27 protein-coding genes are annotated in these 26,625 nt (G+C 72.9%); 5 read left to right on the top strand and 22 right to left on the bottom strand.

What is annotated here, in order from left to right:
- Positions 1-96: 96 nt before the first annotated feature.
- From SOM35_RS10520 to hxlB, 5 genes are all read right to left on the bottom strand, one after another.
- Positions 97-1,473: a sensor histidine kinase gene (locus SOM35_RS10520; RefSeq protein ID WP_320515355.1), complete on the bottom strand. Its 1,377-nt coding sequence runs from the start codon at positions 1,471-1,473 to the stop codon at positions 97-99.
- Positions 1,466-2,143 carry a response regulator transcription factor gene (locus SOM35_RS10515; protein WP_204606670.1) on the bottom strand — a complete coding sequence of 226 codons (678 nt, stop codon included), beginning with the start codon at positions 2,141-2,143 and terminating at the stop codon, positions 1,466-1,468. The genes SOM35_RS10520 and SOM35_RS10515 overlap by 8 nt, the downstream gene beginning before the upstream one ends.
- 250 nt (positions 2,144-2,393) lie before the next feature.
- Entirely contained in the window at positions 2,394-2,861 is a 468-nt protein-coding gene (locus tag SOM35_RS10510; protein WP_320515354.1) for a hypothetical protein, read from the bottom strand.
- Between the two features lie 180 nt (positions 2,862-3,041).
- A complete protein-coding gene (gene hxlA, locus SOM35_RS10505; RefSeq protein WP_111074010.1) occupies positions 3,042-3,671 on the bottom strand; it encodes a 3-hexulose-6-phosphate synthase in 630 nt (209 codons plus the stop codon).
- 20 nt (positions 3,672-3,691) lie between these two features.
- Complete coding sequence (gene hxlB, locus SOM35_RS10500) at positions 3,692-4,264, bottom strand: 6-phospho-3-hexuloisomerase (RefSeq protein ID WP_111074011.1); 573 nt, start codon at positions 4,262-4,264, stop codon at positions 3,692-3,694.
- A gap of 113 nt (positions 4,265-4,377) precedes the next feature.
- On the opposite strand from hxlB, the gene SOM35_RS10495 reads away from it, so the two are divergent.
- Entirely contained in the window at positions 4,378-5,202 is an 825-nt protein-coding gene (locus tag SOM35_RS10495; RefSeq protein ID WP_221848981.1) for a LuxR C-terminal-related transcriptional regulator, read from the top strand.
- Positions 5,203-5,243: 41 nt separating this feature from the next.
- On the opposite strand, the gene SOM35_RS10490 is transcribed toward SOM35_RS10495, so the two are convergent.
- The 7 genes from SOM35_RS10490 to SOM35_RS10460 all read right to left on the bottom strand — a co-directional run bounded on the left by SOM35_RS10490 (position 5,244) and on the right by SOM35_RS10460 (position 13,805).
- Positions 5,244-5,738, bottom strand: coding sequence for a helix-turn-helix domain-containing protein (locus SOM35_RS10490; RefSeq protein WP_320515353.1), 495 nt, complete (start codon positions 5,736-5,738; stop codon positions 5,244-5,246).
- A 252-nt stretch (positions 5,739-5,990) separates the two neighbouring features.
- A complete protein-coding gene (locus SOM35_RS10485) occupies positions 5,991-6,680 on the bottom strand; it encodes a response regulator transcription factor (RefSeq protein ID WP_320515352.1) in 690 nt (229 codons plus the stop codon).
- Positions 6,677-9,169 (bottom strand): ATP-binding protein, encoded by a 2,493-nt coding sequence (locus SOM35_RS10480; protein WP_320515351.1) that lies wholly within the window; start codon positions 9,167-9,169, stop codon positions 6,677-6,679. The genes SOM35_RS10485 and SOM35_RS10480 overlap by 4 nt, the downstream gene beginning before the upstream one ends.
- A gap of 115 nt (positions 9,170-9,284) precedes the next feature.
- A complete protein-coding gene (gene kdpC / locus SOM35_RS10475; protein ID WP_320515350.1) occupies positions 9,285-9,890 on the bottom strand; it encodes a potassium-transporting ATPase subunit KdpC in 606 nt (201 codons plus the stop codon).
- A gap of 2 nt (positions 9,891-9,892) precedes the next feature.
- Positions 9,893-12,034 (bottom strand): potassium-transporting ATPase subunit KdpB, encoded by a 2,142-nt coding sequence (kdpB, locus tag SOM35_RS10470; protein ID WP_320515349.1) that lies wholly within the window; start codon positions 12,032-12,034, stop codon positions 9,893-9,895.
- On the bottom strand, positions 12,034-13,716 hold the full coding sequence (gene kdpA, locus SOM35_RS10465; RefSeq protein WP_320515348.1) for a potassium-transporting ATPase subunit KdpA: 1,683 nt from the start codon (positions 13,714-13,716) through the stop codon (positions 12,034-12,036). The genes kdpB and kdpA overlap by 1 nt, the downstream gene beginning before the upstream one ends.
- Positions 13,716-13,805: a potassium-transporting ATPase subunit F gene (locus SOM35_RS10460; protein WP_111074018.1), complete on the bottom strand. Its 90-nt coding sequence runs from the start codon at positions 13,803-13,805 to the stop codon at positions 13,716-13,718. The genes kdpA and SOM35_RS10460 overlap by 1 nt, the downstream gene beginning before the upstream one ends.
- A 293-nt stretch (positions 13,806-14,098) precedes the next feature.
- Here SOM35_RS10460 and SOM35_RS10455 point away from each other — a divergent pair, with 293 nt between their 5' ends.
- Positions 14,099-14,908 (top strand): hypothetical protein, encoded by an 810-nt coding sequence (locus tag SOM35_RS10455; protein WP_320515347.1) that lies wholly within the window; start codon positions 14,099-14,101, stop codon positions 14,906-14,908.
- Between the two features lie 40 nt (positions 14,909-14,948).
- Positions 14,949-15,863, top strand: coding sequence for a hypothetical protein (locus tag SOM35_RS10450; RefSeq protein ID WP_320515346.1), 915 nt, complete (start codon positions 14,949-14,951; stop codon positions 15,861-15,863).
- A gap of 21 nt (positions 15,864-15,884) precedes the next feature.
- On the opposite strand, the gene SOM35_RS10445 is transcribed toward SOM35_RS10450, so the two are convergent.
- A complete protein-coding gene (locus SOM35_RS10445; RefSeq protein ID WP_320515345.1) occupies positions 15,885-16,739 on the bottom strand; it encodes a putative RNA methyltransferase in 855 nt (284 codons plus the stop codon).
- A gap of 36 nt (positions 16,740-16,775) precedes the next feature.
- On the opposite strand from SOM35_RS10445, the gene SOM35_RS10440 reads away from it, so the two are divergent.
- Both SOM35_RS10440 and SOM35_RS10435 read left to right on the top strand, forming a co-directional pair.
- Complete coding sequence (locus SOM35_RS10440) at positions 16,776-17,390, top strand: CG0192-related protein (RefSeq protein WP_320515344.1); 615 nt, start codon at positions 16,776-16,778, stop codon at positions 17,388-17,390.
- 155 nt (positions 17,391-17,545) lie between these two features.
- Positions 17,546-18,484 (top strand): aldo/keto reductase, encoded by a 939-nt coding sequence (locus SOM35_RS10435; RefSeq protein ID WP_320515343.1) that lies wholly within the window; start codon positions 17,546-17,548, stop codon positions 18,482-18,484.
- A 34-nt stretch (positions 18,485-18,518) separates the two neighbouring features.
- On the opposite strand, the gene SOM35_RS10430 is transcribed toward SOM35_RS10435, so the two are convergent.
- From SOM35_RS10430 to SOM35_RS10390, 9 genes are all read right to left on the bottom strand, one after another.
- Positions 18,519-18,716 carry a hypothetical protein gene (locus SOM35_RS10430; RefSeq protein ID WP_301223105.1) on the bottom strand — a complete coding sequence of 66 codons (198 nt, stop codon included), beginning with the start codon at positions 18,714-18,716 and terminating at the stop codon, positions 18,519-18,521.
- Positions 18,717-18,788: 72 nt separating this feature from the next.
- Complete coding sequence (locus tag SOM35_RS10425) at positions 18,789-19,058, bottom strand: hypothetical protein (protein ID WP_320515342.1); 270 nt, start codon at positions 19,056-19,058, stop codon at positions 18,789-18,791.
- Between the two features lie 34 nt (positions 19,059-19,092).
- Entirely contained in the window at positions 19,093-20,715 is a 1,623-nt protein-coding gene (locus tag SOM35_RS10420; protein WP_320515341.1) for a serine/threonine-protein kinase, read from the bottom strand.
- 284 nt (positions 20,716-20,999) lie between these two features.
- Positions 21,000-21,854 carry a phosphatase PAP2 family protein gene (locus SOM35_RS10415; RefSeq protein ID WP_320515340.1) on the bottom strand — a complete coding sequence of 285 codons (855 nt, stop codon included), beginning with the start codon at positions 21,852-21,854 and terminating at the stop codon, positions 21,000-21,002.
- Between the two features lie 46 nt (positions 21,855-21,900).
- The gene (locus tag SOM35_RS10410) at positions 21,901-23,586 is read right to left on the bottom strand and encodes a bifunctional 3'-5' exonuclease/DNA polymerase (RefSeq protein WP_320515339.1); all 1,686 of its coding nucleotides are present in this window, start codon (positions 23,584-23,586) and stop codon (positions 21,901-21,903) included.
- 94 nt (positions 23,587-23,680) lie between these two features.
- The gene (locus tag SOM35_RS10405) at positions 23,681-23,875 is read right to left on the bottom strand and encodes a multidrug transporter (protein ID WP_110824332.1); all 195 of its coding nucleotides are present in this window, start codon (positions 23,873-23,875) and stop codon (positions 23,681-23,683) included.
- Positions 23,872-24,678: a hypothetical protein gene (locus tag SOM35_RS10400; protein ID WP_320515338.1), complete on the bottom strand. Its 807-nt coding sequence runs from the start codon at positions 24,676-24,678 to the stop codon at positions 23,872-23,874. The genes SOM35_RS10405 and SOM35_RS10400 overlap by 4 nt, the downstream gene beginning before the upstream one ends.
- Positions 24,675-25,583, bottom strand: coding sequence for a carbohydrate ABC transporter permease (locus tag SOM35_RS10395; protein WP_253465442.1), 909 nt, complete (start codon positions 25,581-25,583; stop codon positions 24,675-24,677). The genes SOM35_RS10400 and SOM35_RS10395 overlap by 4 nt, the downstream gene beginning before the upstream one ends.
- Complete coding sequence (locus tag SOM35_RS10390) at positions 25,580-26,539, bottom strand: carbohydrate ABC transporter permease (RefSeq protein ID WP_320515337.1); 960 nt, start codon at positions 26,537-26,539, stop codon at positions 25,580-25,582. The genes SOM35_RS10395 and SOM35_RS10390 overlap by 4 nt, the downstream gene beginning before the upstream one ends.
- Positions 26,540-26,625: the final 86 nt, after the last annotated feature.

Below are 26,625 nucleotides of genomic sequence, written 5' to 3'. Positions count from 1 at the left end.
GACCACCCTGTGCAACGGGCACTGAAGCAGACCTGAAGCGACCTGGGGCGACGCCTGGCGCCGGTCGGGCCTGCGCCTGTGCCTGTGCTTGCCCGTTCAGTCGTGCAGGAGCGGCAGCCGCACCGTGAACCGTGCTCCCCCGCCGGGCGCTGCCGACACCACGACGCCGCCGCCGTGCCCCCGGACGACGGCGTCGACGATCGCGAGCCCCAGCCCGGAGCCGCCGGCGTCCCGCGCCCGCCCCTCGTCCAGCCGGACGAACCGTTCGAACACGCGGGACCGGTCGGCTTCGGGGACACCCTGCCCGTCGTCGTCCACGGTGAGCACCGCGCTGCCGCCGTCGGTCCCGAGCCCCACGACGACCGTCCGCTCGGCGTGCCGGACCGCGTTGTCGACGAGGTTCCGCACCACCCGGCCGAGCAACCGGTCGTCGCCGCGGACCCGGGCCGGGGTCACGCCGGAGACGTCCACCCGGACGGCCGCGCGGCCGTCCGAACGCACGGCCGCTCCGTCCGTCCCGCGGACGGAGCGTGGTCGGGATGCCTCGGTGAACACGAGGTCGTCGAGGTCCACCGCCCGGTCGCGGTCGCGGCCGCGTTCGTCGACGCGGGTGAGCAGGAGCAGCGACTCGACGAGCTCCTGCAGCCGGGCGCCCTCGTCGAGCACGACGTCCGCGAGGTCCGCGGTGCCGGTGACCTCCGGGTGGGCGCGGGCGACCTCGGCGTGCTGCCGGATCGTCGCGAGCGGGGAGCGCAGTTCGTGCGAGGCGTCGGAGACGAACTGCCGCTGCGCCTGCTGTGACGCCTCGAGCCGCCCGAGCATCCGGTTCATGGTCGTGGCGAGGTGGTCGACCTCGTCGCCGGAGCCCGGCTCGTCGACGCGGGCGTGCAGGTTCGTGCCCTCGACGGCGTCGACCTCGCGGCGCATCCGGTCGACGGGGCGCAGGGCCCGGCCGACGACGAACCACGTGACGAGCGACATCAGTGCCACGACGACGGGCACCGCCACCACCAGCAGGACGGAGACGGTCCGCACGGCGGCGTCGGCGTCCTCCAGTGGTGCGCCGACGACCAGGGTGCCCTCGCTGCCGTCCGGCAGGTCGACGTCGTCGGCGACGAGCAGCCACCGCTCGCCGTCGTGCCGGGAGCGGGACTCCTCGGCGGTGTCGAGTGGCCGGGCAGGGCTGTCGTCAGCGCGGGCGAGCACCCGGCCGTCAGAGTCCTGCAGTTGGGCGAGCACGTCGTCGTCCTCCGCCTCCACTGCGGGTGCGCCGTCGGCCTCCACCCGGGTGCTCAGGCCGTCGAGGGTCTGCTCGGCGGCGGTCCGCACGCCGTCGGTGAGCGAGGTGCGGAGGACCCCGACGAAGGCGACCGCCCCGATGACGAGGGCGACCAGGACGACGAGGGCCGCGCCTCCCGTCGCGCGTGCGCGGATCGACGCAGGCCGACGCGACCGGGCGGTGCGCTCAGCCACCGTCGGCGTCGAGGCGGTACCCGGCCCCGCGGACGGTCTCGATGGCGTTCCGGCCGAACGGGCGGTCGACCGCGCGGCGGAGGTGTCCGACGTACACCTCGACGATGTTCGGGTCACCGGTGAAGTCGTCGTCCCAGACGTTCGCGATGACGTCGCGCTTCGACAGCACCTGCCCGGGATGGCGCATCAGGTACTCGAGGACCGTGAACTCCCGGCTGGTCAGGTCGAGCAGGACCTCGCCCCGCCACACCCGTCGCGCCGCCGGGTCCAGGCGCAGGTCACCGGCCTGGAGGACCGTGGGCCGTTCCCGGGACCCGCGCCGGACGAGCGCACGGAGACGCGCGACCAGCACCGGGAACGAGAACGGCTTCGTCACGTAGTCGTCGGCGCCGGCGTCGAGGGCGTCGACCTGGTCCCACTCGCCGTCCTTGGCGGTGAGCATGAGCACCGGGGTCCAGTCCTGCTCGGCGCGGAGGGTCTCGCAGACCTTCCAGCCGCTCATGCCGGGCATCATCAGGTCGAGCACGATCGCGTCGTAGGGGTTCTCGCGGGCGTACCAGAGGCCGTCGACCCCGTCGTGGGCGACGTCCACGGCGAAGCCCTCGGCCTGCAGCCCGTTCCGGATGCCCTCGGCGAGCCGGACCTCGTCGTCGACCACCAGCACGCGCATCGTCCGAGCATGGCCGGGCGGCCTGAACCGCCGCTGAAGCCGGCCACGGGCCTCCTGCTGCCGAGACGCCCCCGTCAGCCGGAGACGCCCCCGACCGCACGAGACGCCCCCGGATTCGGAGGCGTCTCGGGGACATCGCGGCGCTTCGAGGACACAACAGCGCCGGGCTCCCCGCGGAACGCACCGTGGGCGGCCCCACGCAACGGAGTACCGCTGCGTGGAACCGCCCACGTTGCGTCGTGCGAGGCCTTCAGCGACTGAGCGCCCAGGTCTGGATGCCCTGCAGGACGAGCCCGAGGCCGACCAGCACGCCGACGCCGCTGAGGACCAGGGCCACCGCGGGACTCCACCGCATCCGACGTCGGCGGGCCGACCACGCCGCCGTGGCGGACAGGACCACCATGACCGGCAGCGTCGTCAGCTGGAGCATGCCCCACGCCGCTCGGACGTGGTCCATCTGGTCCGGTGATGCCCCGTCGATGTTGCTCGGTGCCACGCCGCCGAGCGGGACACCCCAGGCTCCGGCGCGCTCGACGATCGCGAGCAGTCCGGCGCACCAGAGCAGCACCCCGACGCTCGTCACGACGGCCAGCGTCCGCGCCCGCTCCCGGGACGGGCGTTCGACCCGCTCCCTCGGCTCGCGCTCGACTCGTGGCGGCCTGGCCGTCCACCGTTCCCAGTCGTCGTCCTGCCCCCACGCGTCCCACCCCGAAGTCATGGCTCAACGCTAGGCAGCGCGGGGGACGTCGACATCGGCCGAACGGTGGTGCCGGGTCAGCCGGAAGACGGAGCCGGCCACATGCCTCCCGGCCGGGCTCCCCGCGGAACGCACCGTGGGCGGCCCCACGCAACGGAGTACCGCTGCGTGGAACCGCCCACGGTGCGTCTTGCGGAAGGACTACGCGGCGTCGATCGCGGCGCGGATCTCGGCGGCGGCAGCGCCGACGTCCGAGGCGCTGTAGATCGCGCTGCCGGCGACGGCGACACGGGCACCCGCGGCCTTGACGGAGGCGACGGAGGACGCCTTCACGCCACCGGCGATCGAGAACGGCACGCCCGAGGCCTTGCCCTCCTCGAGCAGCGTGTCGAAGGTGAAGCCCTCTTCGGCCTGCTCGTCGAGGCCGGCGTGCACCTCGACGAACTCGACGCCGAGCTCGGTGACCTCGCGGGCACGGGCGGCCTTGTCGGGGACGCCGATCAGGTCGACGACGATGCCCTTGCCGTGCTTCTTCGCGGCCTTGACGGCACCGACGATGGTGCTGTCCCCGGCGACGCCGAGCACGGTGACGAGGTCGGCGCCGGCCTGGAATGCCATGTCGGCCTCGAGCTCACCGGCGTCCATCGTCTTGAGGTCGGCGAACACGATCTTGTCCGGGTGGGCTTCCTTCATCGCCGTGATGGCGGCGACGCCGGCGCTCTTCACGAGCGGGGTGCCGAGCTCGAGGATGTCGACGTGCGGGGCTGCCGCGGCGGCGAGTTCGAGGGCGGTGTCGGTGGAGAGGGTGTCGATGGCGAACTGGAGCTGCATGGTGGTTCCTTCCGAAGGGGTCATTCGAGGTTGGCGTGCCGCGGCCAGAGGTCGTCGGCGGAGTGCCCGCTGCGCTGCCACAGCGCGTGGAACAGTGCGTCACCGAGCAGGACGACGCCCTGCTCGAAGAGGCCGCCGGCGTACTGGGCCGAGGCCGTTCCGGAGCGGTCGGTCTTCGTCGCGGCCGGCAGCACGAGGGTGACCTCGGCCAGTTCGGCGAGCGGCGACGACGCGGTGGTGGAGACGGCGACGACCTGCGCGCCGACGTCCACGGCGGTCCGTGCGGCCTGCACGATGCTGCCGGTGGTGCCCGACCCGCTCGCGGTGAGCAGGACGTCGCCGGACTCGATCGCGGGGGTCGTGACCTCGCCGACGACGTGGACGTCGAGCCCGAGGTGCATCAGCCGCATCGCGGTCATCTGCAGCGCGAGCCCGGAGCGTCCGGCGCCGTGCACGAACACGCGCTCGGCGCCGTCGAGCAGGTCGAGTGCCCGGTCGGCAGCCGCCTGGTCGCCCTCGGCCACGCCGTCGACGAGGTCGTCGAGTTCGTGGCTGACGAGGTCGAGCGCGGCAGCGAGCGTGTGTGTGGTCATGCAACAACAGTGCTCCCCCGCACCTGCGGGTGCCGCTACCCGACACGGCGGGCGTCCCACCCGTTCGGACGGCTCCCCGTCCGCGGACGGGCAGGGCGGGTAGGTTCGTCCAGATGGACACGCAGCCCGGCCGGGAGGCCCGGATCACCCCCGCCGAGCATGCTCGCCTCCTCGCCGACCAGGCCGACCGGCACACGCTCACGCTCGAGTCCGTCCTGGCCGTGCTCCGCTCACCCCGGGTGGGCGACGCCGCCGCCCGGGCCGAGGCGGTCGAGATCGCCTCGGCGGCACTCGTCGACCTGCGGACGTCGACGGACCGGCAGCGGGAGGTCCTGCTCGAGCCGGTGGCCGGGGCGTTCTCGCGCCTGCGGGCCGACCTGCGCCCCCTGGTCCGGTTCGGTGACCTGGACGTGCAGTTCGTCGAGCCGCCTGCGAACGGTCGCGCCCTGCCCGGCGACGTCGCCCACGCTGCCCGGGCGGTGGTGCGGACGGCGGTGCTCACTCTCGTGGACGAGGGCCGGGCGAACCGGGTCCGCATCCAGTGGGACTGCGACGGCCGGAACCTGCTCATGCAGCTCCGCGACGACGGCGCCGGGACGCACGACGTGCAGGACGACGCGATGCGGCCGATCGCCGAACGGGTCGCGGCGCTGGCCGGGCAGATGCGGGTCGACTCGACGCCCGGGTGGGGATCCGTGATCGACGTGACCGTGCCGCTGGACCCGCCCGTCGCCTCCGCCCCGGCCCCCGAGGACTCCGACCTGACGCCCCGCGAACTCGACGTGCTGCGGCTCGTGGCGACCGGGGTCGGGAACCGGGAGATCGCGGACGGCCTCGGCATCACCGTGAACACGGTGAAGTACCACGTGGCGAACCTGCTCCGGAAGCACGGTGCCCGGACCCGGGCGGAGCTCGCAGCGCACGCCCACGCCGGCTGAGCGGCGCCCGCGTGGTCCGCGGCGGCCCGGCGGTCGGCGGATCAGGAAGATGCCACCGACCGACGCGACCGGGACAGCGGGTAGCGGCGGTCGAGCCAGGGGTCGATGACCGTCGTCATGAGGAACCGTCCGACGAGCGACCCGACCACCCAGTAGGCCCCGAGCAGCAGGATCGTGACGCCCGGCCAGACCCGGCTGGCGATGAGCGCGATCGTCAGGAACGCCAGGGCGATGCCGACGCCCGAGTAGAGGTACCGCCAGCTGCGGCTGAAGGCGTCCCGCCGGTCCTGGTCCGCCGCCGTCCGGTCGTCGAGCCCCTGCACGTCGGGTTTCAGCAGGGTGACGCCGTCGGCGGCGAACAGCTCGCGCACCGGCACCTCGAGGGCCCGGGCGATCGAGGACAGCGACTCGAGGCTGGCGTCGTTCCCACCCTCGACCCGCTGGATCGTCCGCACCGCGATGCCGCTCTCCTCGGCCAGTCGTTCCTGGGTCCAGCCGCGCAGTCGTCGCAGCTCCGTGATCCGCATGTCGTTCATGGGGGCAACGCTAGGGAACGGTGCCGATCCGCACCACGACAGGGCCCCGCCACCTGCACGACAGCGACCCGACAGCCTCCCGACAGCGCCGCATCACCCGTTCCGGACGGTCGCCGGATGTCGCCGCCCGACAGCATCCCGCTCGAACCACGGGATGCCGCGGCGCGAACGGGACAGGGTTGTGCGGGTCCGATCGGCGCCACGCGACACGGCACCGCACTGCGCCGCGTCGATCCGCGCCGCAACGACGGGTCAGCCGGCCGGCGCGAACCGGTAGCCCATCCCCGCCTCGGTGACCAGGAACCGCGGGTGCGACGGCTCCGGCTCGAGCTTCCGCCGCAGCTGCGCCATGTACAGCCGCAGGTACCCGGAGTCGGTGCCGTGCGTCGGACCCCACACCTCCGTGAGGAGCATCTCGCGCGTCAACAGCCGGTCGGGGTTCGTCACGAGGACCTCGAGCAGCCGCCACTCGGTCGGTGTCAGCCGGATCGCGGGTCCGTCGGGCGCGGTGACCTGCTTGGCGACGAGGTCCACCACGAGGTCCCCGATCCGGATCGTCGGCGCGGCCTCGGTCCCGCCCGCCGGTGCCCGTCGCCGGCCCAGGGCCCGCAGCCGTGCCAGCAGCTCGTCCATCTGGAACGGCTTCGTCACGTAGTCGTCCGCGCCGGCGTCCAGGGCGTCCACCTTGTCGCTCGAGTCGGTGCGCCCGGACAGCACCAGCACCGGCACCTGCGACCACCCGCGGATGCCCTCGAGCACCCCGATGCCGTCCAGCCGGGGCATGCCGAGGTCGAGCAGCACGATGTCCGGCCGCTCGGTGATCACGGCGTCGATGGCGGCCCGACCGTCGCGAGCGGTGACGACGTCGTAGCCCCGGGCACCGAGCGTCACGGCGAGCGCCCGCACCAGCTGCACGTCGTCGTCCGCGATCAGGACCTTCATCTGCCCACCACTCCCAGGTGTCCCGCGATCGGCAGCCGCACCACGACGGTGAGCCCACCGCCGGGGGTGTCGTCGACCTCGATCGTGCCGCCCATGCCCTCGGTGAACCCGCGCGCGAGCGCCAGGCCGAGTCCGAGTCCGGTCTCGTTGTCCGTGTCCCCGAGCCGCTGGAACGGCTGGAACACGTCTTCGCGGCGGTCCTCGGGGATCCCGGGGCCGCGGTCCGCGACGCGCAGTTCGACCCTGCCGGCGAAGGCGCTCGCCGCGATCCGGACGCGCTCGCCGTCGGGTGAGTAGCGGACGGCGTTGGCGAGCAGGTTCACGACGACGCGCTGCAGCAGTACCGGGTCGGCGAGGACCGGCGGCAGTTCGGCGGGCAGGTCGAGGTCGACGTCCTCCGGGCCGAGTTCGAGTTCGTCGAGTGCGGGCGCGACGACCGTGTCGAGTGCCGTGGGGACGGGGGCGGCGGCGAGCACTCCGGCCTGCACACGGCTGACGTCGAGCAGGTCGGCCAACAGGACCGCCAGCTGACGGAGGCTCTCGTCGGCGGTCGCGAGGAGCGCCTCCCGGTCGGCCTCGCCCAACCGCACATCCCTTGCGCGGAGGGACTGGACGGCGGCGCTGGCGGCGGCGATCGGCCGGCGCACGTCGTGGCTGACGGCCGCCAGGATGGCGCTCCGCACCCGGTCGACGGCGGCGATGCGTTCCGCGTCGACGGCGGTGCGGGTGAGGGCGCGGTGTTCCAGGGCGGCGTCGAGCTGCTGCTCGACGACGCGCAGCAGCCGTCGCTGGGTGGGGTCGTCGGGCGCGCCGGCGAACTCCAGGACGGCGCCGGACGGGAGGGTCGTGGCCGCGTCCGGCTCGTCGCCGAACGTCCCCGAGGTGGCCGGCACCTCGTCGCCCTGGCGGACCCGGACCCCGGCGAAGCCGAAGGCCTCGCGGGTGCGCTCGACGAGGGCCTGGAGGGCGTCGTCCCCGCGGAGGACGCTGCCGGCGATCCCGACGAGGAGCCCGGACTCGGCGGCGGCCCGGCGTGCGGTGCGGGAGCGTCGGGCGGAGCGGTCGACGACGAAGCTGACGAGCACCGCGCTGACGACGTACATGACGAGGGCGAACAGGTGCCAGGGCTGCTGGACGGTGACCTGGTGCAGGGGTCGGACGAAGAAGAAGTCGAGACTCAGCCCGGACAGGACGGCGGCGAACACGGCGGGCAGCATGCCGCCGATCAGCGCGACGACGAGCACGAGCAGCTGGTAGGCGAGCACGTCGACGGTGATCGAGTCGGGGTCGTCGGTCAGGCTGAGGAGCCAGGTCAGGACGGGGCCGGCGATCAGGGCGAGCAGGAACGCCGCCACGGTCCGGGAGCGGGACAGGCTGCCGCCGAGCTTCGGCAGCGCGAAGCCGCCGCCCGCGCGTTCGTGGGTGACGACGTGCACGTCGATGTCCCCGGACTCGCGGATGACGGTGCTGCCGATGCCCGGCCCGGTGAGGGCGGCGGCGAGTCGGCTGCGACGGCTGATGCCCATCACGATCTGGGTCGCGTCGACCGACCGGGCGAACCGGACCAGGGTGGTGGGCACGTCGTCGCCGACGACCTGGTGGTAGGTGCCGCCGAGCTGTTCGAGCAGGGCGCGCTGCTTGCCGAGGGCTCCCGGGTGCCGTTCGCGCAGGCCGTCGTTGGTGGTGACGTGCACGGCGGCGAGCTCTCCGCCGGCCGAGCGGGCGGCGATGCGGGCTCCGCGGCGGAGCAGGGTCTCGCCCTCGGGGCCGCCGGTCAGGGCGACGAGCACGCGTTCCCGGGTCTCCCACCGATTCGCGATGCCGTGTTCGGCGCGGTAGCGCTTGAGGGCGTCGTCGACCTCGTCGGCCAGCCAGAGCAGGGCGATCTCGCGGAGGGCGGTGAGGTTGCCGAGGCGGAAGTAGTTCGACAGGGCCGCGTCGATCCGGGCGGCCGGGTACACGAGCCCGTCGGACAGCCGGTCGCGGAGGGCCTGCGGGGAGAGGTCGACGACCTCGATCTGGTCGGCGGCGCGGACCACGGCGTCGGGGACGGTCTCGCGTTGGACGGTGCCGGTGATCTCGCGGACGACGTCACCGAGGGACTGCATGTGCTGGACGTTCACGGTCGAGATGACGTCGATGCCGGCGGCACGCAGTGCTTCGACGTCCTGCCAGCGCTTCTCGTGCGGGCTGCCGGGGGCGTTCGAGTGCGCGAGTTCGTCGACCAGGGCGACCTCGGGTCGGCGGGCCAGGACGACGTCGAGGTCCATGTCGTCGAGTTCGACCCCGCGGTGTTCGACCGTGCGACGGGGGACGACCTCGAGCCCGTCGACGAGGGCGGCGGTGGCGACGCGGCCGTGGGTCTCGACGACGGCGATGACCACGTCGCGGCCGTGGTCGGCCATCCGGCGGCCCTCTTCGAGCATCGTGTAGGTCTTGCCCACGCCGGGGGCCGCACCGAGCAGCACCCGCAGCTTCCCTCGCTTCACGCGCTCATCCTCTCGCGTCGTGGTGGTTGTCGGTTCCGCAAGACACCGGTGTTCGTCGGTCGCGCCGCGGGATCTCGCGGCTCGATGCACGAACACCGGTGTTTCGCGGGGGGGGTCAGCCGAGCTTCGCCAGCGCCAGGTTCAGCTCGAGGACGTTGACCGCCGGGCCGCCGAGGAACCCGAGCTGCCGGGACTCGGTGTGCTCGTCGACCAGGGCACGGACCCGGGCCTCGGAGACGCCGCGAGCCGAGGCAACACGGGCGATCTGCAGGCGGGCGTACTCCGGGCTGATGTCCGGGTCGAGCCCGGAGCCGGAGGCCGTCAGCGCGTCCGCCGGGACCTCGGACGCGGGCACGCCGTCGGCCTTCGCGATCGCGGCACGTCGTTCGTCGATCGCCTTGGTCAGGTCGGGGTTGGACGGGCCGAGGTTCGACCCGGACGAGGCGTTCGCGTCGTACCCGTGCTCGCCGGCTGCGGAGGGGCGGGACTGGAACCAGCGGGCCGCGTCCTTGCCGGTGAACGACTGCCCGATCAACGACGAGCCCACGGTGGTGCCGGAGGAGTCGGTGACCATCGAGCCGTTCGCCTGGTCGTGGAAGGCGGCCTGGCCGACACCCCAGACGGCGAGCGGGTAGCCGACGCCGAGGACGACGGTGGCGAGGAGGGTGAGGCGCACGGCCACACCGGTGGAGCGGAGGAAGGAGCGAGAAGAGGAAGCCATGACTAGAACCCCGGGATGAGACCGACGACGAGGTCGATCAACTTGATGCCGATGAAGGGGACGATGACGCCGCCGAGCCCGTAGACGAGCAGGTTGCGGCCGAGGATCGACGACGCCGAGGCTGCGCGGTACTTGACGCCACGCAGGGACAGCGGGATGAGCGCCACGATGACGAGCGCGTTGAACACGATCGCCGACAGGATCGCCGACGCCGGAGAGTGCAGGTGCATGATGTTCAGCGCACCGAGGCCCGGGAACGTCGCCTGGAACATCGCCGGGATGATCGCGAAGTACTTGGCGATGTCGTTGGCGATCGAGAACGTGGTGAGCGCACCGCGGGTGATGAGCAGCTGCTTGCCGATCCGGACGACGTCGATGAGCTTCGTCGGGTCCGAGTCCAGGTCGACCATGTTGCCGGCCTCCTTGGCCGCGGTCGTCCCGGTGTTCATCGCCACGCCGACGTCCGCCTGCGCCAGGGCCGGGGCGTCGTTCGTGCCGTCACCGGTCATGGCGACGAGGTTGCCGCCCTCCTGCTCGCGGCGGATCAGCGCGAGCTTGTCCTCCGGGGTGGCCTCGGCGAGGTAGTCGTCGACGCCGGCCTCGGCCGCGATGGCTTTGGCGGTGCGCGGGTTGTCGCCGGTGATCATCACGGTGCGGATGCCCATGCTGCGCAGTTCGGTGAACCGCTCGGCCAGGCCGTCCTTCACGACGTCCTTGAGGTGCACGACGCCGAGCAGCTGGACCGTGCCGGCAGCGTCACGACGGCCGACGACGAGCGGCGTGCCGCCCTGGTCGGAGATCTCCGCGACGGTTGCGTCGATCGCCGCGGTGACACCGGCGTCGCTGGTGTCCGCCCAGGCGAGCACTGCCGCAGCAGCACCCTTCCGGACCGAGGACCCGTCGGGCAGGTCGACGCCGGACATCCGGGTCTGCGCCGTGAACGGCACCTCGACCCCACCGGCCGGGAGGGGCGTGGAGACCCCGGCGGCGAGCGCCAGGTCCACGATCGAGCGGCCCTCGGGCGTCCCGTCCGCGGCGCTCGAGAGCGCCGCGGCGGCCATCAGCTCCGGCTCGGTCACGCCCGGCACCGGGACGACCCGGGAGGCGCGGCGGTTGCCGTACGTGATGGTGCCGGTCTTGTCGAGGAGCAGCGTGGTGATGTCACCGGCGGCCTCGACCGCACGGCCGGACATCGCCAGGACGTTGTGCTGCACGAGCCGGTCCATGCCGGCGATGCCGATCGCGGAGAGCAGCGCGCCGATGGTGGTCGGGATGAGGCAGACGAGCAGCGCGATGAGCACCGTGATGCTGACCGTCGAGCCGACCAGGCCGGCGATCGGCTGCATGGTGAGGCAGACGATCACGAAGACGATCGACAGCGACGCGAGCAGGATGTTCAGCGCGATCTCGTTCGGCGTCTTCTGGCGGGCGGCGCCCTCGACCAGGCGGATCATCCGGTCGATGAAGGTCTCGCCCGGGGTCGAGGTGATGCGCACCACGATCCGGTCGGACAGCACCCGGGTACCGCCGGTCACGGCGCTGCGGTCGCCGCCGGACTCGCGGATCACCGGAGCGGACTCACCCGTGACGGCGGACTCGTCGACCGAGGCGATGCCGTCGACGACGTCTCCGTCACCGGGGACCACCTCGCCGGCGACGACGACCACCAGGTCGCCCTTCGCCAGGTCGACCGAGGCGACGTCCTCCGTGGCGGTGGACAGTGCGGCCGGGTCGGACGCCGAGTAGCCGACGACGCGGCGGGCGCTGGTCGTCGAACGGGTCTTGCGGAGCGTCTCGGCCTGCGCCTTGCCGCGCCCCTCGGCGACGGACTCGGCCAGGTTCGCGAAGACGACCGTCAGCCAGAGCCAGACGGCGATCGCGATGGTGAAGGAGGACGGGACGGGCGCGCCGGAGTCGGCCGCGCCTCCCGACCGGGTGAAGGGCTCGACGACGGCGGTGACCGTCGTCAGGGCGGCCCCCACCTCGACGATGAACATCACCGGGTTCTTCCACATCAGCCGGGGGTCCAGCTTGCGGAACGCACCCGGGAGGCCCGCCGCCAGTTGGCGGGGTCCGAAGGCCGACGAGCGTCGGCCCGGCTGCTCAGCGGTGTGCTGCTCCGTCTCGGGAGTCAGGGTGGTCATCAGGACAGTCCTTCTGCGAGCGGGCCCAGTGCGAGCACCGGGAAGTACGTGAGTGCGGTGACGATGACGGCGACGCCGCCCAGGAGCACGATGAACAGCGGCCGGTGCGTGGGCAGCGTGCCGACGGTCGCCGGCACCTTGTCCTGCTTGGCCAGCGACCCGGCGAGCGCCAGGACGAACACCATCGGCACGAAGCGGCCGAGCAGCATCGCGACACCGAGCGCGGAGTTCATCCACGTCGTGTTCGCGGTGAGACCACCGAAGGCCGAGCCGTTGTTGTTGCCGGCGCTGGTGAAGGCGTAGAGCAGTTCGGACAGGCCGTGGTTGCCGGGATTGAAGAGCGACGTGCCGAGCACCTGCTCACGGACGCCGGGGATCAGGAGCGACAGGGCCGTGCCGGTGAGCACCACGGTCGGGGTGACCAGGATGTACAGCGCGGCGTAGGTCATCTCCTTGGCGCGGATCTTCTTGCCGAGGTACTCCGGCGTGCGGCCGACGAGCAGGCCGCCGATGAAGACCGTGATGACGGCGAGCACGAGGATGCCGTAGAGGCCGGAGCCGACACCGCCGGGGGTGACCTCGCCGAGCATCATGTTGATGAGCGCCATCATGCCGCCGAGCGGGGTGAAGCTGTCGTGCATGGAGTTCACGGCACCGGTGGACGTCGAGGTCGTCGCGGTGGCGAAGAGCGTCGAGCCGAGGATGCCGAAGCGGACCTCCTTGCCCTCCATCGCGGCTCCGGCGGCGTGCGTCGCGGACCCGCCACCGGCGAGTTCGGCGATCGACATCGCGGCGAGGGACACCAGGAAGATGCCGCTCATCACGGAGACGATCGCGGTGCCCTGGCGGGTGTCGCCGACCATCTTGCCGAAGGTGCGGGGCAGCGAGAACGGGATGACGAGCATGAGGAAGACCTCGAAGAGGCTCGTCCACGCCTGCGGGTTCTCGAACGGGTGGGCGGAGTTGGCGTTGAAGTACCCGCCGCCGTTGGTGCCGAGCTCCTTGATGGCCTCCTGCGAGGCGACGAAGCCCTGCGGGATGTGCTGCGTGCCACCGGCCAGTGTGCTGACGTCGGTGCCGGCGCCCCACGACTGGATGATGCCGCCGGCGACGAGCACGAGTGCGGAGACGAACGCCAGCGGCAGGAGCAGACGCCCGACGCCGCGGACCACGTCGACCCACACGTTGCCGAGCGTGCCGGACTTCCGACGGGCGAACCCGCGGACCAGGGCGACGGCGACGGCGAGACCGACGGCGGCGGACAGGAAGTTCTGCACCGCCAGGCCGGCCATCTGCACGGTGTACCCGACGGTGGCCTCGGGTGAGTACGACTGCCAGTTCGTGTTCGAGACGAACGAGACCGCGGTGTTGAACGCGAGCGCGGGACCGACGGCGGGCAGGCCGAGGTCACCCGGCAGCACCACCTGGATCCGCTGGAGCAGGTAGACGAGGAGCACGCCGGTGACGCTGAAGAGCAGCACGCCGCGGAGGTACGCGGCCCACGACTGCTCGGCGTCGGGGTCGACACCGATCAGGCGGTAGACACCTCGCTCGATGCGGCCGTGGTGGGTGCTCGTGAAGACGCGGGCCATCCAGTCGCCGAGCGGCCGGTGGGCCACGACGAGGAGCAGCACGAGGAGGGCGACCTGGGCGATGCCGGCCCAGGTCTGCGCGGCGCCCATCAGAACTTCTCGGGGCGGACGAGCGCCCAGACGAGGTACACGACAGCGGCGAGGCCGAGGACGGCGGCGGCGATGGTGATGGCGATCACAGCCGCTCCACCCCCTTGGCGATCAGTGCAACCACGCCGAACACGGCGAGGACACCGGCGACGACGAAGACGTCGAACACGTGGGACTCCTGGAGATCGAGGTGCCCGCGGCAGCTGCCGTGGACCGCACCGGTTGTGGTGCAATCCGATGGTGGCTCCGGTCGGGGTCGCGACCGACGGTCCTAACGGTTCCCTCACGGCCCCGTGGGTGACGCGTGCACCGCCCTAACGGCTCACTCCCCGACGGCGGACCGCAGGCGGACGCGCACGCCGTCGGTCCGTACGCTGACCGCATGGGGACCACGATCACATCCGTGACCATCGCCTTCGTCATCGCCGCCGTCGTCCCGGTACTGGTGACGTCGGCCATCCGCCGGGGGGACCGGAAGCGGAAGCACCAGCGTGTGCTCGCGGGAGCAGCACCGGACGCGCTGTTCACCGTGCGGCCGCGACGGTGGCAGCGGGTGATCCTGCGCACGATCGGCATCCTCCTCGCGGTCGTCGGCGCCGTGCTGCTGCTCGCCGGGGTCACGTCGACCGACGAACCGGACGCGCTGCCCGTGGGCATCACGGGCGGGTTCGCCCTACTCGCCGGTGTCGCCTTCGTCCTGCTCGCCGGCGCGCTGGCACGGACGCGGATCGACGCGCTGCCGGACCGGTTGATCGTACGGAAGGGCTTCCGGGCCGAACGCGAGGTGCACCACACCGCCATCGCCTCGATCCGCCCCTGGACCGGCCCGTACGGGGGCATCCAGGCGCGGGACCCGAACGGTGCCGTGCTGTTCGACACGGTCTCGATCGCGATCGGCTACCCCGACCTCGAGGCCTGGCTGGCCGAACGCGCCCCCTGGGCGTGGATCGCCTACGCGGGCGCAGCCACCCCGGCGGCGAACTGGCCAGCGGCCAACGCGCCGGCACCGGGCCGGCCGGCACCGAATGCTCCGGTACAGGGCGCTCCGTACCCGGCCGCTGCCACGCAGGGCTGGCCGGCACCGGGCGCTGCACCGCAGGGCTGGCCCGCACAGCGTGGACCCGCCGAGCCGTGGCCCACACCCGAGACGCCGGGGCCGAACGCGCAGGGCCCGGACGCGCCGAAGTACTGACCGACGATCCCGGGAGCGTCCGGACCGGCATGCTGGTGGCATGGGGGACACGGGCGCCGCGGTGGGACCAGGACCTGAGCAGGAAGTCGCGCGGGCGCGGAAGGCCCGGGCGCGAAAGCTCAGGAAGCGGCGCGACCTGCGCCGCGCGCTCCGGCTGCAGATGGACTGGCGCGGGTGGCCCGTCCCGCTGCTGGGGTGGTGGGTGGCGCTCGTCGCCGTCGCCTCCGGCCTGCTCTACGGCAGTGCAGCCGACCCCGGCGACCTCGATGTGGCCGGGCTCCCCGTCGCCCTGACCGGGATCGCCGGCGGTGTCGTCTGGGGCGCCCTGGTGGTGGCCGCCGCACCACCGCTCATCGGCGTCCCCGTCATCGTCGTGAGCTTCTTCGTCGCCGAGCTGACGTTCGGACCAGCTGTCCCCGGGGCCGTGTTCGCAGGGATCGTGGGCCTGGTCGCCGGGTGGATGGTCGGCATCCAGGTCCGCTGGCTCCTGGTCGGACGACGGCGTCAGTCCGCACCCCCGTGGCCACAGCAGCAGCTCGTCGACCGGAGCCGCCCCCGACGCCCGGCGCCGCTCACCCGGTCGGAACGGGCGTCCCTCGTACCGTCGGGTGTGGCCAGCGTCGGGCTGCTCGTCTTCTCCCTGCTGTTCTTCGTGCTGCCGGCGCCCAGCACGCTGCCCGCGTGGTTGCTGCTCGTCACGCTGGCTCTGGCATGGGCGGTGCCGACCGGGTGGTGGAACGGGATGGCGCAGAGCCGGTACGCGGTGGGCGGCGCGCCGGTCGCCGCCGCGCAGTGGGGCATCCTGTTCAACGCCTGGGGTGCGGCCGGTGTGCACGGGCAGCCCGTGTCCCTGACCGCGGGGATGGCGGGCGCGGGCCTCGGCTTCGTCGCACGTCGGCTGTACGAGGCCCGGGTCGGACGCCACCCCCGGCAGCGCCCGGGGTCGGCCGTCTGACCGCGGACCGCAGCCCGCCGCTCAGGCCGTGGGCGCCCAGGTGCTGACGGTCACCGCCGCCGTCACCGACTCCGGCGCGAACACGGTGTCGGGTGCCACGTGGTGGTGGCTCGGCCCCATGTGCACGACGTCGTGCACGTCTTCGGCTGTCAGCGCCATCGTCCACGTCAGGTCTTCGCTCGCCCGCAGTGTGAACGCGGGGGTCAGGCTGTCGTGCAGCCGCCGCTCCTTCTCGGGGTCGACGCTGATCGTCGCCGCCGCGAGCTCCGCCAGGTGGCCGGCCCGGGGCGTGACGACGACGAGCACGCCCTCCGGGTGCAGCACCCGGGCGTACTCGTGCTGGTTGCGGGGTGCGAAGACGTCGAGCACGACGGCTACGGCACGGTCGACGACCGGGAGGCGCTCGGTCACGTCCCCGACGACGGCCCCGACACGCGCGTGGATGCGAGCCGCGCGGCGGACGGCGACGGCCGACAGGTCCAGGGCGACCCCGAGCCTCCCGGCCGGACCGGCGACGGCGGTGTCGTCGCCGGCAGAGTCGTCGCCGGCACCGTCGAGGGTGTGGGCGAGGTAGGTGCCGGGGCCGGAGCCGACGTCGAGGACCACGCCCGGCGCGGTCGCCTCGCCGACCACGCGGGTGAGCGCCCGCTCGACCGGGGCGTAGTGTCCGCGGCCGAGGAAGCGCAGTCGCGCGTCGACCATCGCCGGGGTGTCCGCGGTGAGTGCCCGGCGCCTGGCCGGCAGCAGCGTCAGGTGGCCCTGCTTCGCCTCGTCGTAGCGGTGCCCGTTCCGGCAGCCGGCCTGGACCGGGGCGGTGCGGGCGAGCGGCTCGGCGCACACCGGGCACGCGAGCACGGGCAGCAGGTCGTCACGCACCGGTCCAGGGTACGGGCGTGCCGGTAGGTTGCCATCATGGCCGTCATCCACGAAGCGACTCTCACCCCCGGCAAGCTCGACGCGATCAGCGCCTGGCTGCCCGGACAGCCGTGGAGCGCAGTCCCCGCCGGCACCACGGTCGAGCAGGTCGGGCGTTTCCGGTTCGACGACCCGGACGGTGAGGTCGGCGTGGAGACGTACCTCGTGCGCGCCGGCGACGGCCCCGTGCTGCACGTGCCGCTGACCTACCGCGGGGCGCCGCTCGCGGGTGCCGAGGCGTTCCTCGTCACCGAGATGGAGCACTCGGTCCTGGGCCACCGATGGGTCTACGACGCCGTCGGCGACCCGGTGTACGCCGACGTCCTGCGGCGGGCGATCGCCACCGGCGGCCACGAGGCGGAACTCGAGCGGGCCTCCGGGCCGGGCACCCTCGAGAAGGAGGGCCGGGCGTCCGGCGACGGTACCGAGCAGACGTCGCCGACGGTCACGACGGTCGATGCCCGCACCGACGGCTCGGTCACCACCGTCACGACCGACCACGGCACGCTCGCCGTGCTTCGGGTGCTCGGGGGCGACGTCCCCGCCGGGGCGACCCTGACGGCCGGCTGGGGCGCCGACGGCTCGGCGGTCGTCGCGGTGCTGCTGCCGTAGACCGGCTGCGCTGGCCAGTCCACCCTGCGACAGCGGGGCAGTCCACCCTGCGCTGGCGGGGCAGTCCACCCTGCGCTGGCGGGGCAGTCCGCCCTGCGCTGGCGGGTACGGCCAGGGCCTGGCTCACCCGGGTGGCCGCTGGCAGGATCGGTCGGGTGAAGACACTGGAGTTGCCACAGACGGACCTCACCGCATCCGACGTCGTCGTCGGCCTGATGCGGATCAACGACATGAGCGACGAGGACATCCGGTCGCTGTACGCCGCCTCGCGCGACGCCGGCGTGACCATGTTCGACCACGCGGCCGTGTACGGCGGCTGGCACGGCTGCGAAGAGCGGTTCGGTGGCGCGGTCACGCTGACCCCGGCGGAGCGCGCCGAGATCGTGCTGCAGACCAAGGTCGGCATCCGGCCGACGGCGGGCGGCGCGTACTTCGACTTCTCGTACGAGCACATCCTGTCCTCGGTCGAGGAGTCGCTCGCCGCCCTCCGCACCGACTACATCGACGTCCTGCTGCTGCACCGCCCCGACGCCCTGGTCGAGCCGGAAGAGGTCGCGAAGGCCTTCGACGAGCTGCACGCGGCCGGCAAGGTGCACCACTTCGGCGTCTCGAACCACACCCCCGGGCAGGTCGAGCTGCTGAAGAAGTCCGTGCAGCAGCCGCTCGCGTTCAACCAGGTACAGCTGAGCATCACGCACGCGAACGTCATCACGCAGGGCCTCGTGGCGAACATGGGTGGCCTCGACCAGGCGATCGACCGCGACAACGACATCCTGAACTACTCGCGGCTGAACGACGTGACGCTGCAGGCCTGGTCGCCGTTCCAGAAGGGCTTCTTCGACGGGGTCTTCCTGGGCGACCGCGAGCAGTACGCCGAGCTGAACGACGCGCTCGAGGAACTGGCCGCGGCGCACGGCGTCACCCCGACCGGCATCGCCGTGGCGTGGATCACCCGGCACCCGGCGCACTTCCAGGTCGTCCTCGGCACGACGAACCCGCAGCGCGTCCGGGACTCGGCCGCCGGCTCCGACGTGGAGCTGTCCCGCGAGGAGTGGTACCGAGTGCTCACCGCGGCGGGACACACCGTCCCCTGACGGTCGCCGCCGTGGACGACGCTCCGGCGCAGCCTCAGCCCGCTGGAGCGTCGTCCTCGCCCGGCTCGCGCGGGGGCAGGGCCGCCGCGGGGTCCGCCGTGCCGCCGGACACGACCTCGAACTGGATCCCGAGCACTGCCGGGTCCTCGTCGAGCTCGAGACCGTCGCCGGTGACCTGTTCCTCGGGGATGGCGAGACCCTTCGACGGGTCGAACGCGCTGCTCATCGACATCCGACGAGCATGCACGGCAGACCCGGGAGTCCCCGCAACGTCGCCTGTCCAGCCGTCGAGCTGTCGAGCTGACTAGCCGTCGAGGTCGTCCGCGTGCAGCCGGTCGCCGGGCTGCGGACGCCGGAACACCGGGCCACCGCCGGCCTCGTCCTCGTCGTCGTGCCGGACCGGGGAGTCGGCCGGGTCGCCGGTCGCGTCCGCTCCGGTCACGTCAGCTCCGGACGGCTCGGAGCCCGAGGCCGTCCCGCGGGACTCCTCCACCTCGAGGTCGTACTGGTCGGAGCCGTCCACGGGGACGTCGCTGCCCGGCTGCTGGGGATCGAACGGTGCGCTCATCGACATGGCTCGAGTGTGCTCCGCCGAGGTGAACGACAGGTCAGCCTGCGGGCTTGTTCTGCCCCGGAGCGTCGCCGGACTTGCCGGGACCGGTCCCGCCGCCAGCACCCGGGCCCTGCCGCGAGGTGGTGTCGACCCCGGTGTCCAGCGGGTCCTGCACCGGCAGGGTCGTGTCGTTGCCCGGCACCGGGTCGGTCGTCGGCAGTTGGTCGGTCGGGTCGCTCGACTCGTCCGTGGGCTCGGAGGGCTCGTCGGACGGCTGCTCCTGCGCCGGCTCGGAGGGCTGCTGGGACGGCTGCTCGGCCGGCTGGCTCGGCTGCTGCTGCGCCGGCTCGCTCGACTCGTCGGACGGCTCCGAGCTCGGTTGGTCGTCGGTCGGTGCGGTCTGCTGCGTCGACTCGGTCGGGTTCGGCGTGCTGCTGTCGTCACGGTTGAACGCGAGGGCCGCCACGACGATGCCGGCGACCACGAGGACCGCCAGGACGATCAGCGGCAGCACCCATCGCTTCCGCCGAGGCTCGTCGGGGTCGATCGCGAGCGGCCGGGCCGGGGTGGCGGTGCCACCGGAGCGCCCACCGCCGCCGGAGCCCGGACCCGCCGCTGCGGCTCCGGGCGTGCCGAGGATCGTGGTCGCCACGTCGTCGTCCGCGCTCCGCGACGGCTGGGACTGGGCCGGCAGTCGGCGCGTGGCGTCGTCCGGACGGGAGGCACCGCTCACCGGCATCTGACGCGTCGCCGCGTCCGCGGGGTCACCTCCGGCAGCGGCAGCTGCCGCGGCGGCACCGGCCACCCCGGCACCGGCGGCGGCGCGCGTGACGGCCCCCGGGCCTCCCGGCAGGAGCTGCGTGGCGGGCGCGACCTCGTCCCGACCGAGGGCGCGGAGGCGTGCTGCTGCCTCGGTGGCGGACGGGCGGTCTCCCGGGTGCTGCGCCGTCATGACGTGGAGCAGCGTGCGCCACGCCGTCGGCAGGTGCTGGTCGATCTCCGGCGCTCGGGCGAGTCGGGCGGTGGCGGCCTCGACCGCGCTGCCCGGGAACGCCTGCTTGCCGGTGAGGGCCTCGAGGAGCATCAGACCCAGCGCGTACACGTCGGCCTCGCCGGTGACGGGCTGGCCGAGGACCTGCTCCGGCGCCAGGTACGCGGCGGTGCCGATGACGGTGCCGGTCCCGGTGACGCGGGCGGCGTCGCGGAGCAGGGCGATGCCGAAGTCGGCGAGCTTGACGTGCTCGCCGTCCTGCTCGAGCAGGACGTTCGCGGGCTTCACGTCGCGGTGCACGATGCCCTGCGCGTGCACGGCGGCCAGGCCCTCGGCGACCTGGGCGCCGACGCGGGCGGTGGTCGTCGGGTCGAGCGGCCCCTCGCGCAGCCGGGTGGCGAGGTCGCTGCCCGGGACGAGCTCCATGACGAGGAACGAGTCGCCGTCGTCGGTGTCGAGGGCCGCGTCGAACAGGGTGACGAGGTTCGGGCTGCGGAGGCCGGCGAGCACGTGGATCTCGGCCTCGGCGCGCGCACGCTCACCGTGGTCGACGGGTCCGATGCGGAAGAGCTTGACCGCGACCTCTCGTCCGAGCTGCTCGTCGACGGCGCGGTACACCGATGCCATCCCCCCGTGCCCGAGGGTCCCGGTCACCCGGTACCTGCCGCCGATCAGCCGTTCTTCCATGCGGGGAAACCTACCGGGCCGACCTGACGAGGGCGCGCAGCCGCGTCACGACGGGGTCGGCTCGGCGCCCCGGTGCAGCGCCGTCACCGGGGCGTACGACGGACCGGTCGTGTGGTCACACGGACCACGTCGGTGGCGCGGAACATCCGCACCCCCTGCCGCTCGACCTCGTCGAGGATGCCGACTTCCACGGTTCAAGTTTCGAGCGCGTTACTTGAACCAGAGGCACCGGGGTTCAAGTCGATCGCCGGGAACTTGAATTCACGATCGTGTTGTTCAAGTTTTCACGACGGGGTCGGCTCCGCCCCCCGGTGCAACGCCGTCAGGTACAGCCGGTGCGCCGTGATGACGAGCGCCAGCCAGGCCAGCCCGAGCGCCCACGCCGCCAGCACGTCGGTGGTCCAGTGGTGCCCGAGGAACACCCGCGAGACCCCGACGGACAACACGAACAGCGTCCCGACGACGATCGTCCAGACCCGGGTCACCACACGGCTCTGCCGGAGGAGCAGCAGGTACACGATCGTGCCGACGACGACGGTCGCGTTGAGGGTGTGCCCGGACGGGAACGACGGCGAGTGCTCGAACGGCGGGACGGCGTCGGACAGCGGCGGCCGGGCGCGGCCGATGAGGTCCTTGCCGGCGATCGTCATGGCGAGGGAGCCGGCACTCGCGGCGACGAGGAGCACGAGCGGTGTCCACGCCCGGCGTTGGATCGTCAGGCCGACCAGGAACAGCACGGCGACGATCGGCATCCCGATGGTGCCGGCGATGTCGGTCCACCACGTGACGCCCTGGTCGAGCGCCGGGGTGCGGTGCGCGATCATCCAGTCGAGCACGGGCCGGTCGAGCACGGCGACGTCGTCGGACTCGCGGACGGCGTCGTAGACCTCGGACGCCACCCACGTCGCGAGCGCGGCGATGCCGATCCCGACGAGCAGGGTGACGAGCAGCAGCGGCAGCGCTCCGAAGCGGCGGCCGAGGGCGGCCCACGAGTCCGCGATCGTCCGGCCGGCACGGGTGCGCCAGCGGGTGAGGTCGACGTCGCCGACGGTCCGGTCGACGCGCTCGCGCTCGGCGCCGCCGATCGCGGGTGCGCGGCCGGTCACGGGTGGGCGGCCGTCGGCGTGGTGCTGTTCCATCCGACCACCCTGCCCGTCCGCGGCTGTGCGGGGACGGCCGGGGTGGCTACTTCGCCTGGTCGTACGACCGGACCACCGCGACCGTCAGCGGGAAGGTGACCGGGAACCCGCCGAACATGATCCGCCCGGCGTCGACCGCCGCGGCCCGAACCTGCTCCGCCACCCACTCGGCGTCGGCGGCCGGCGCGTGCACCACGAGTTCGTCGTGCACGAAGAAGACCATGTGCGGGCCCGCGGTGACCGGTCCGTCCGTCCGCGCGGCCAGCCGGGTGCGCAGGCCGCCCATCCAGGACAGCGCCCACTCGGCCGCCGTCCCCTGCACCACGAAGTTCCGCGTGAACCGCCCCCAGCTCCGCGCTCGGGACTCGACGGCCCGCTGCATCGCCGGAGCGCCGTCGACCGAGTACGCCCGGTTCCGGGCTTCGAACCAGGACTGCTCCGGCACCGGTGATGTCCGACCGAGCCGGGTGGTCACCGGTTCGCCGCGCTCGCCCGCCCGGGCCGCCTGCTCGACCAGGTCGAGTGCCCGCGGGAAGGCCCGGGCGAGCCGTGGGACGAACCGTCCGCCCTCGCCCTGGGTGGCGCCGTACATCGCGCCGAGCATCGCCATCTTCGCCTGCTGGCGGGTCTGCACCGCACCCGAGGCCACGACCCCGTCGTACAGGTCCTGCCCGTCCCCGGCGGCGGCCATGTCGGTGTCGCCGGCCATCGCGGCGAGCACCCTCGGTTCGAGCTGGGCGGCGTCCGCCACGACGAGCTCCCAGCCCGGATCGGCGACCACGGCGCCGCGCACCTGCTTCGGGAGCTGCAGCGCGCCGCCGCCGTTCGCCGCCCAGCGTCCGGTGACGACCCCGCCGACGACGTACTCCGGGTGGAACCGGCCGTCCTGCACCCACTCGTCCAGCCACGTCCACCCGTTGGCGGTGAGCAGGCGGTAGAGGCGCTTGTACTCCAGCAGCGGTTCGATCGCCGGGTGCTCCAGACGTTCCAGCTCCCACTTCCGGGTGCTGTCCACGACGAGTCCGGCCCGCCGCAGGGAGCGCAGGACGTCGGCGGGCGAGTCCGGGTTCAGGTCGGGGTCGTCGAGTCGCTGACGGAGGACGACGGCGAGTTCCTCGAGCTTCCGGGGCCGCACCCCGTACGGCACGCGCGGGCCGAGGGCGTCGGCGAGCAGCCGCTCGTGCACGTCGGTCCGCCAGGGCAGACCGGCGTGCTTGATCTCGGCGGCGACGAGGGCGCCGGCGGACTCCGCCGCCAGGAGCAGCCGCAGCGCTCCCGGCTCAGTCGCTCCCGCGACCGCCTCGAGTTGCGCACGCAGTTCGGCGACCGGGTCGAGGTCGTCGTCGGCCGGGGCGATCGTGAACAGGTCGTCGTCGAAGAGCGAGGCCTGCGTGGCGGGCGCGGGTCGGGCCTCCGGAGCGGCGGCGGCGTCCCACGCACTGACCGGGGCCTGCGCGAGCGCGGACCCGCGGGTGGCGAGCGCGGTGCGGAGCAGGCGGTGGCCGAGGCGCAGGTCGACGCAACGAGCCACGCGTCCGCCGGCTGCCAGCACGGCCGGGTACCAGCGGGCGGTGTCGGACCACACCCAGCGGACGCCGGGGCCGTCGTGCGCGGCGACGAAGGCCGGGAGGCCCGACTCGTCCAGGCGCGTCGGCTGACCGTCCGGCGCTCCCGCGTCCGTCAGCGGCGTCGCGGTGAGGCCGCCGTCGACACGGGCGAGGACGAGGTGCACGCCGTTGATTCTGCCGTGCGCCGCCGTCACCGGCGGACGCGGGCTCCGCTCAGTGGACGAACGCGAACTCGGCGGTGTCGGTGCAGGGAGGTGCTCAGTCGCCCGGTCGGACGGCCGCGCTGTCGGCGACGTCGATGCGCACGTCGCCGGACTCGGTCTCCTCGACCTCGACACGGGGTGCCTCGTCGTGCTCGTCCGACCCGGACATCCGGCGGAACGTGTCGTGGCGACGCTCCTCGAAGGTCATGTCGACGCCGTCGTCCAGGTGGTCTCGGTCGGGTGCGCTCATGTCCGGAACGGTACGCCGACCGGGGCGGTCCCGGTGCGCTCGGACCAGTGCCCGCCGGCCGCCCACCGCTCCTGGACGGCGTGCTGCAGTCGGCCGACGGGGACGGCCTGGCGCGCCGAGGCCTGGTCCGTGCCGAAGACGAACTTCGCCATCGAGGCGTCACCCTCGTGGTGCGACTCGTGCAGCTCGTCCGGGTCGTCCGACTCCGGCAGCAGGGTGAACCGTGCCGCGAACCGCGCCGTGTTCGACGACGGTCCGAGGACGGCGGTGACCTCGGGATCGAGCAACCACGACGAGCACACGAACGTGTCGACCGCCAGGTCGGGGTCGAGCCGCCGGAGCACCGCGGGTGCCGCCGCGAAGGACCGGTCGCAAGCCGCCGGGGCGAGCGGACCCGCCTCCGGCACGTGCACGCCCCACGCGGGCGTCCCGTCCGCCAGGTGGGCGGCCCGCTCGAACTGGAGGCGCCCCACGGCCACCACGCGCCCGGTCGCGACCTGCGCCAGCCAGTCCAGCCCGGTGCCGTCGAGCCCGTAGTGGTCGGCCTTCCGGTCCACGTCCGCGACGCTCGCGGCGGCGTCCTCGGCGCTGCAGCCGTGTGTGACGAGCCACCGCTCGGTGACCGGCAGCACCGCGCGGAGGGCGGCGAGCAGCGCGGCCTCCCGGCCCGCCGGGCCGAGGTGCTGCACGGCCGCCTCGAGCGCCGGGGCCAGCCCGGCGGGCTCGTGACGCGACCCGACGGCGGCGGTGAGGAGCGCGACGGGGTCGGGGCGGGCCTCCCGGCCGACGGCTGCCGGACTCACTTGAGACCCGAGGAGGCGAGCCCGTCGATCACCCGGCGCTGGAGCACGATGAACATGATGAGCACCGGCGCCATCGCCATCAGGCTCGCGGCCATGAGCACGGGGTAGTCCACGGTCCGGTCGCTCGAGAGCGTCGCGAGCCCGGCGGCCAGCGGCATCGCCTCGGCCCGGGTGGACACCACCAGGGGCCAGAGGAGCTCGTTCCACGACCAGAGCACCGTGGTGATCGCGAGCACGCTCATCGACGGCCGGGCCAGGGGCAGCATGATCCGCCAGAACGTCTGGAACGGGTTCGCGCCGTCCATGCGCGCGGCCTCCTCGAGCTCGGCCGGCATGCTCAGGAACGCGGTCCGCATCAGGAAGGTGCCGAACGCGCTGAACAGGCCCGGCGCGACGATGCCGGCCAGGGTGTCGAGCCAGCCGAGGCCCTGCACGATCTGGTACTGCGAGATCAGGTAGACCTGCGACGGCACCAGCAGGATCGACAGCACGATCCCCAGGATGAGTCCACGGCCCCGGAAGCGCATCCGCGCGAACGCGTACCCGGCCAGGGTGCAGAGCACGATCTGTGCTGCCGTGCGGATCAGGGTCACCCAGATCGACGTGCCGAGCTGGCTCAGGAAGGGCAGCCGCTCGAACACCTGCGCGAAGTTCTGCCACTGCAGCTGGCCCGGCCAGAACACCGGCGTGGGCGACGTCACCTGCGCGTTGGTGGACAGCGCCATGATGATCTGCCAGAGGAACGGGAACGCCATCACGAACCCGCCGACGCCGAGCACCACGTGGATCCACCAGTGGCTGCCGCCGCGACGACCGGGACGGACTTGGCCACGGACACGGGTGCGGCTGGCGGCCTTGGTCGCCGCGGACAGCTTGCTGCCGTGCGCTTCGATGATGCCGGTCATGACTGCACCCACTTCTTCTGGACACGGAACTGGATGACCGTGATGATGCCGATGAGCAGGAAGATCACCATCGCGATCGCCGCCGCGAAGCCCTTGTCACCGTCGACGAACCCGGAGTTGTAGAAGTAGAAGACGAGGGACATCGTCTTCGGGATCACCGGGTTGAGGGGGCCCAGGATCGCGTAGAGCAGGTCGAACAGCTGGAAGCTCGAGATCGTCGTGACGATGAGCACGAAGAAGATGCTCGGGCTGAGCAGCGGCACGGTCAGCGAGCGGAACTGCCGCCACCGGCTGGCGCCGTCGAGCTCGGCTGCTTCGTACAGCTCCGGCGGGATGTCCTTGAGCCCGGCGCCGAGGATGATCATCGAGAAGCCGAGGGACGACCACAGGCCGACGAGCGAGACCGCGACGAGGGCGAACCCCGGGGTGGAGATCCAGTACGGGCCGGCGATGCCGAACAACCCGAGGAACGAGTTCACGATGCCGAAGTCACCGTTGAACATGATGCGCCAGACCAGCGCGATCGCGGCGGGCATCGCCACGTAGGGCAGGAAGAACAGCACCCGGTAGAACTGGGCGAAGCGCAGGCCCGGGGTGTTCAGCAGGCTGGCGAGCCAGACCGCGATCGGGATGCCGAGCAGGACGATCACCGTGTAGATGATCGTGTTGAGCAGCGACTGGTACAGCTGCGGGTCGGCGATCAGGCGGGTGTAGTTCGCCAGACCGGTGAAGCTCGAGCCGCCGAAGACGCCCCAGCTCGTGAACGAGTAGTAGAACGTCTGCAGGATCGGCCAGATGAAGAACGTGCCGACGCCGATGAGCAGCGGCAGGACGAACAGCCACGGCCAGAAGCCGTCGGTGCGGGGGGCCCGCGTCGGTCGCGATCGGGCGGCGGGGCGGGTCTCGGGCGGTGGGGACGCCTCGGCGGCGTCGGGTCGCTGGGTGTGGATCGTCATCAGGTCGCTCCTCGGCCAGGGCGGTCGGATCGGGTGGTCCGGGTGGTGCGGATGCTGCGGGTGGTGGGCGTGCGGCGGCCGGCCGG

It is taken from the genome of Curtobacterium sp. CFBP9011 (genome assembly GCF_034045095.1).
Lineage (GTDB): Bacteria > Actinomycetota > Actinomycetes > Actinomycetales > Microbacteriaceae > Curtobacterium.
The sequence above is the reverse complement of the archived record's forward strand: the minus strand, read 5'-3'. Positions and strand labels throughout refer to the sequence as shown.

Bases quoted from the DNA above. Each gene is read 5' to 3' on its own strand.
- SOM35_RS10390 (WP_320515337.1), bottom strand. From the start codon at position 26,539: ATGACGATCCACACCCAGCGACCCGACGCCGCCGAGGCGTCCCCACCG.
- kdpC (WP_320515350.1), bottom strand. From the start codon at position 9,890: ATGGCTTCCTCTTCTCGCTCCTTCCTCCGCTCCACCGGTGTGGCCGTG.
- hxlB (WP_111074011.1), bottom strand. From the start codon at position 4,264: ATGACCACACACACGCTCGCTGCCGCGCTCGACCTCGTCAGCCACGAA.
- kdpA (WP_320515348.1), bottom strand. From the start codon at position 13,716: ATGGGCGCCGCGCAGACCTGGGCCGGCATCGCCCAGGTCGCCCTCCTC.
- SOM35_RS10425 (WP_320515342.1), bottom strand. From the start codon at position 19,058: ATGTCGATGAGCGCACCGTTCGATCCCCAGCAGCCGGGCAGCGACGTC.
- SOM35_RS10450 (WP_320515346.1), top strand. From the start codon at position 14,949: ATGGGGGACACGGGCGCCGCGGTGGGACCAGGACCTGAGCAGGAAGTC.
- hxlA (WP_111074010.1), bottom strand. From the start codon at position 3,671: ATGCAGCTCCAGTTCGCCATCGACACCCTCTCCACCGACACCGCCCTC.
- SOM35_RS10405 (WP_110824332.1), bottom strand. From the start codon at position 23,875: ATGAGCGCACCCGACCGAGACCACCTGGACGACGGCGTCGACATGACC.
- SOM35_RS10420 (WP_320515341.1), bottom strand. From the start codon at position 20,715: ATGGAAGAACGGCTGATCGGCGGCAGGTACCGGGTGACCGGGACCCTC.
- kdpB (WP_320515349.1), bottom strand. From the start codon at position 12,034: ATGACCACCCTGACTCCCGAGACGGAGCAGCACACCGCTGAGCAGCCG.
- SOM35_RS10440 (WP_320515344.1), top strand. From the start codon at position 16,776: ATGGCCGTCATCCACGAAGCGACTCTCACCCCCGGCAAGCTCGACGCG.
- SOM35_RS10495 (WP_221848981.1), top strand. From the start codon at position 4,378: ATGGACACGCAGCCCGGCCGGGAGGCCCGGATCACCCCCGCCGAGCAT.
- SOM35_RS10455 (WP_320515347.1), top strand. From the start codon at position 14,099: ATGGGGACCACGATCACATCCGTGACCATCGCCTTCGTCATCGCCGCC.
- SOM35_RS10430 (WP_301223105.1), bottom strand. From the start codon at position 18,716: ATGTCGATGAGCAGCGCGTTCGACCCGTCGAAGGGTCTCGCCATCCCC.
- SOM35_RS10395 (WP_253465442.1), bottom strand. From the start codon at position 25,583: ATGACCGGCATCATCGAAGCGCACGGCAGCAAGCTGTCCGCGGCGACC.
- SOM35_RS10485 (WP_320515352.1), bottom strand. From the start codon at position 6,680: ATGAAGGTCCTGATCGCGGACGACGACGTGCAGCTGGTGCGGGCGCTC.
- SOM35_RS10415 (WP_320515340.1), bottom strand. From the start codon at position 21,854: ATGGAACAGCACCACGCCGACGGCCGCCCACCCGTGACCGGCCGCGCA.
- SOM35_RS10515 (WP_204606670.1), bottom strand. From the start codon at position 2,143: ATGCGCGTGCTGGTGGTCGACGACGAGGTCCGGCTCGCCGAGGGCATC.
- SOM35_RS10510 (WP_320515354.1), bottom strand. From the start codon at position 2,861: ATGACTTCGGGGTGGGACGCGTGGGGGCAGGACGACGACTGGGAACGG.
- SOM35_RS10490 (WP_320515353.1), bottom strand. From the start codon at position 5,738: ATGAACGACATGCGGATCACGGAGCTGCGACGACTGCGCGGCTGGACC.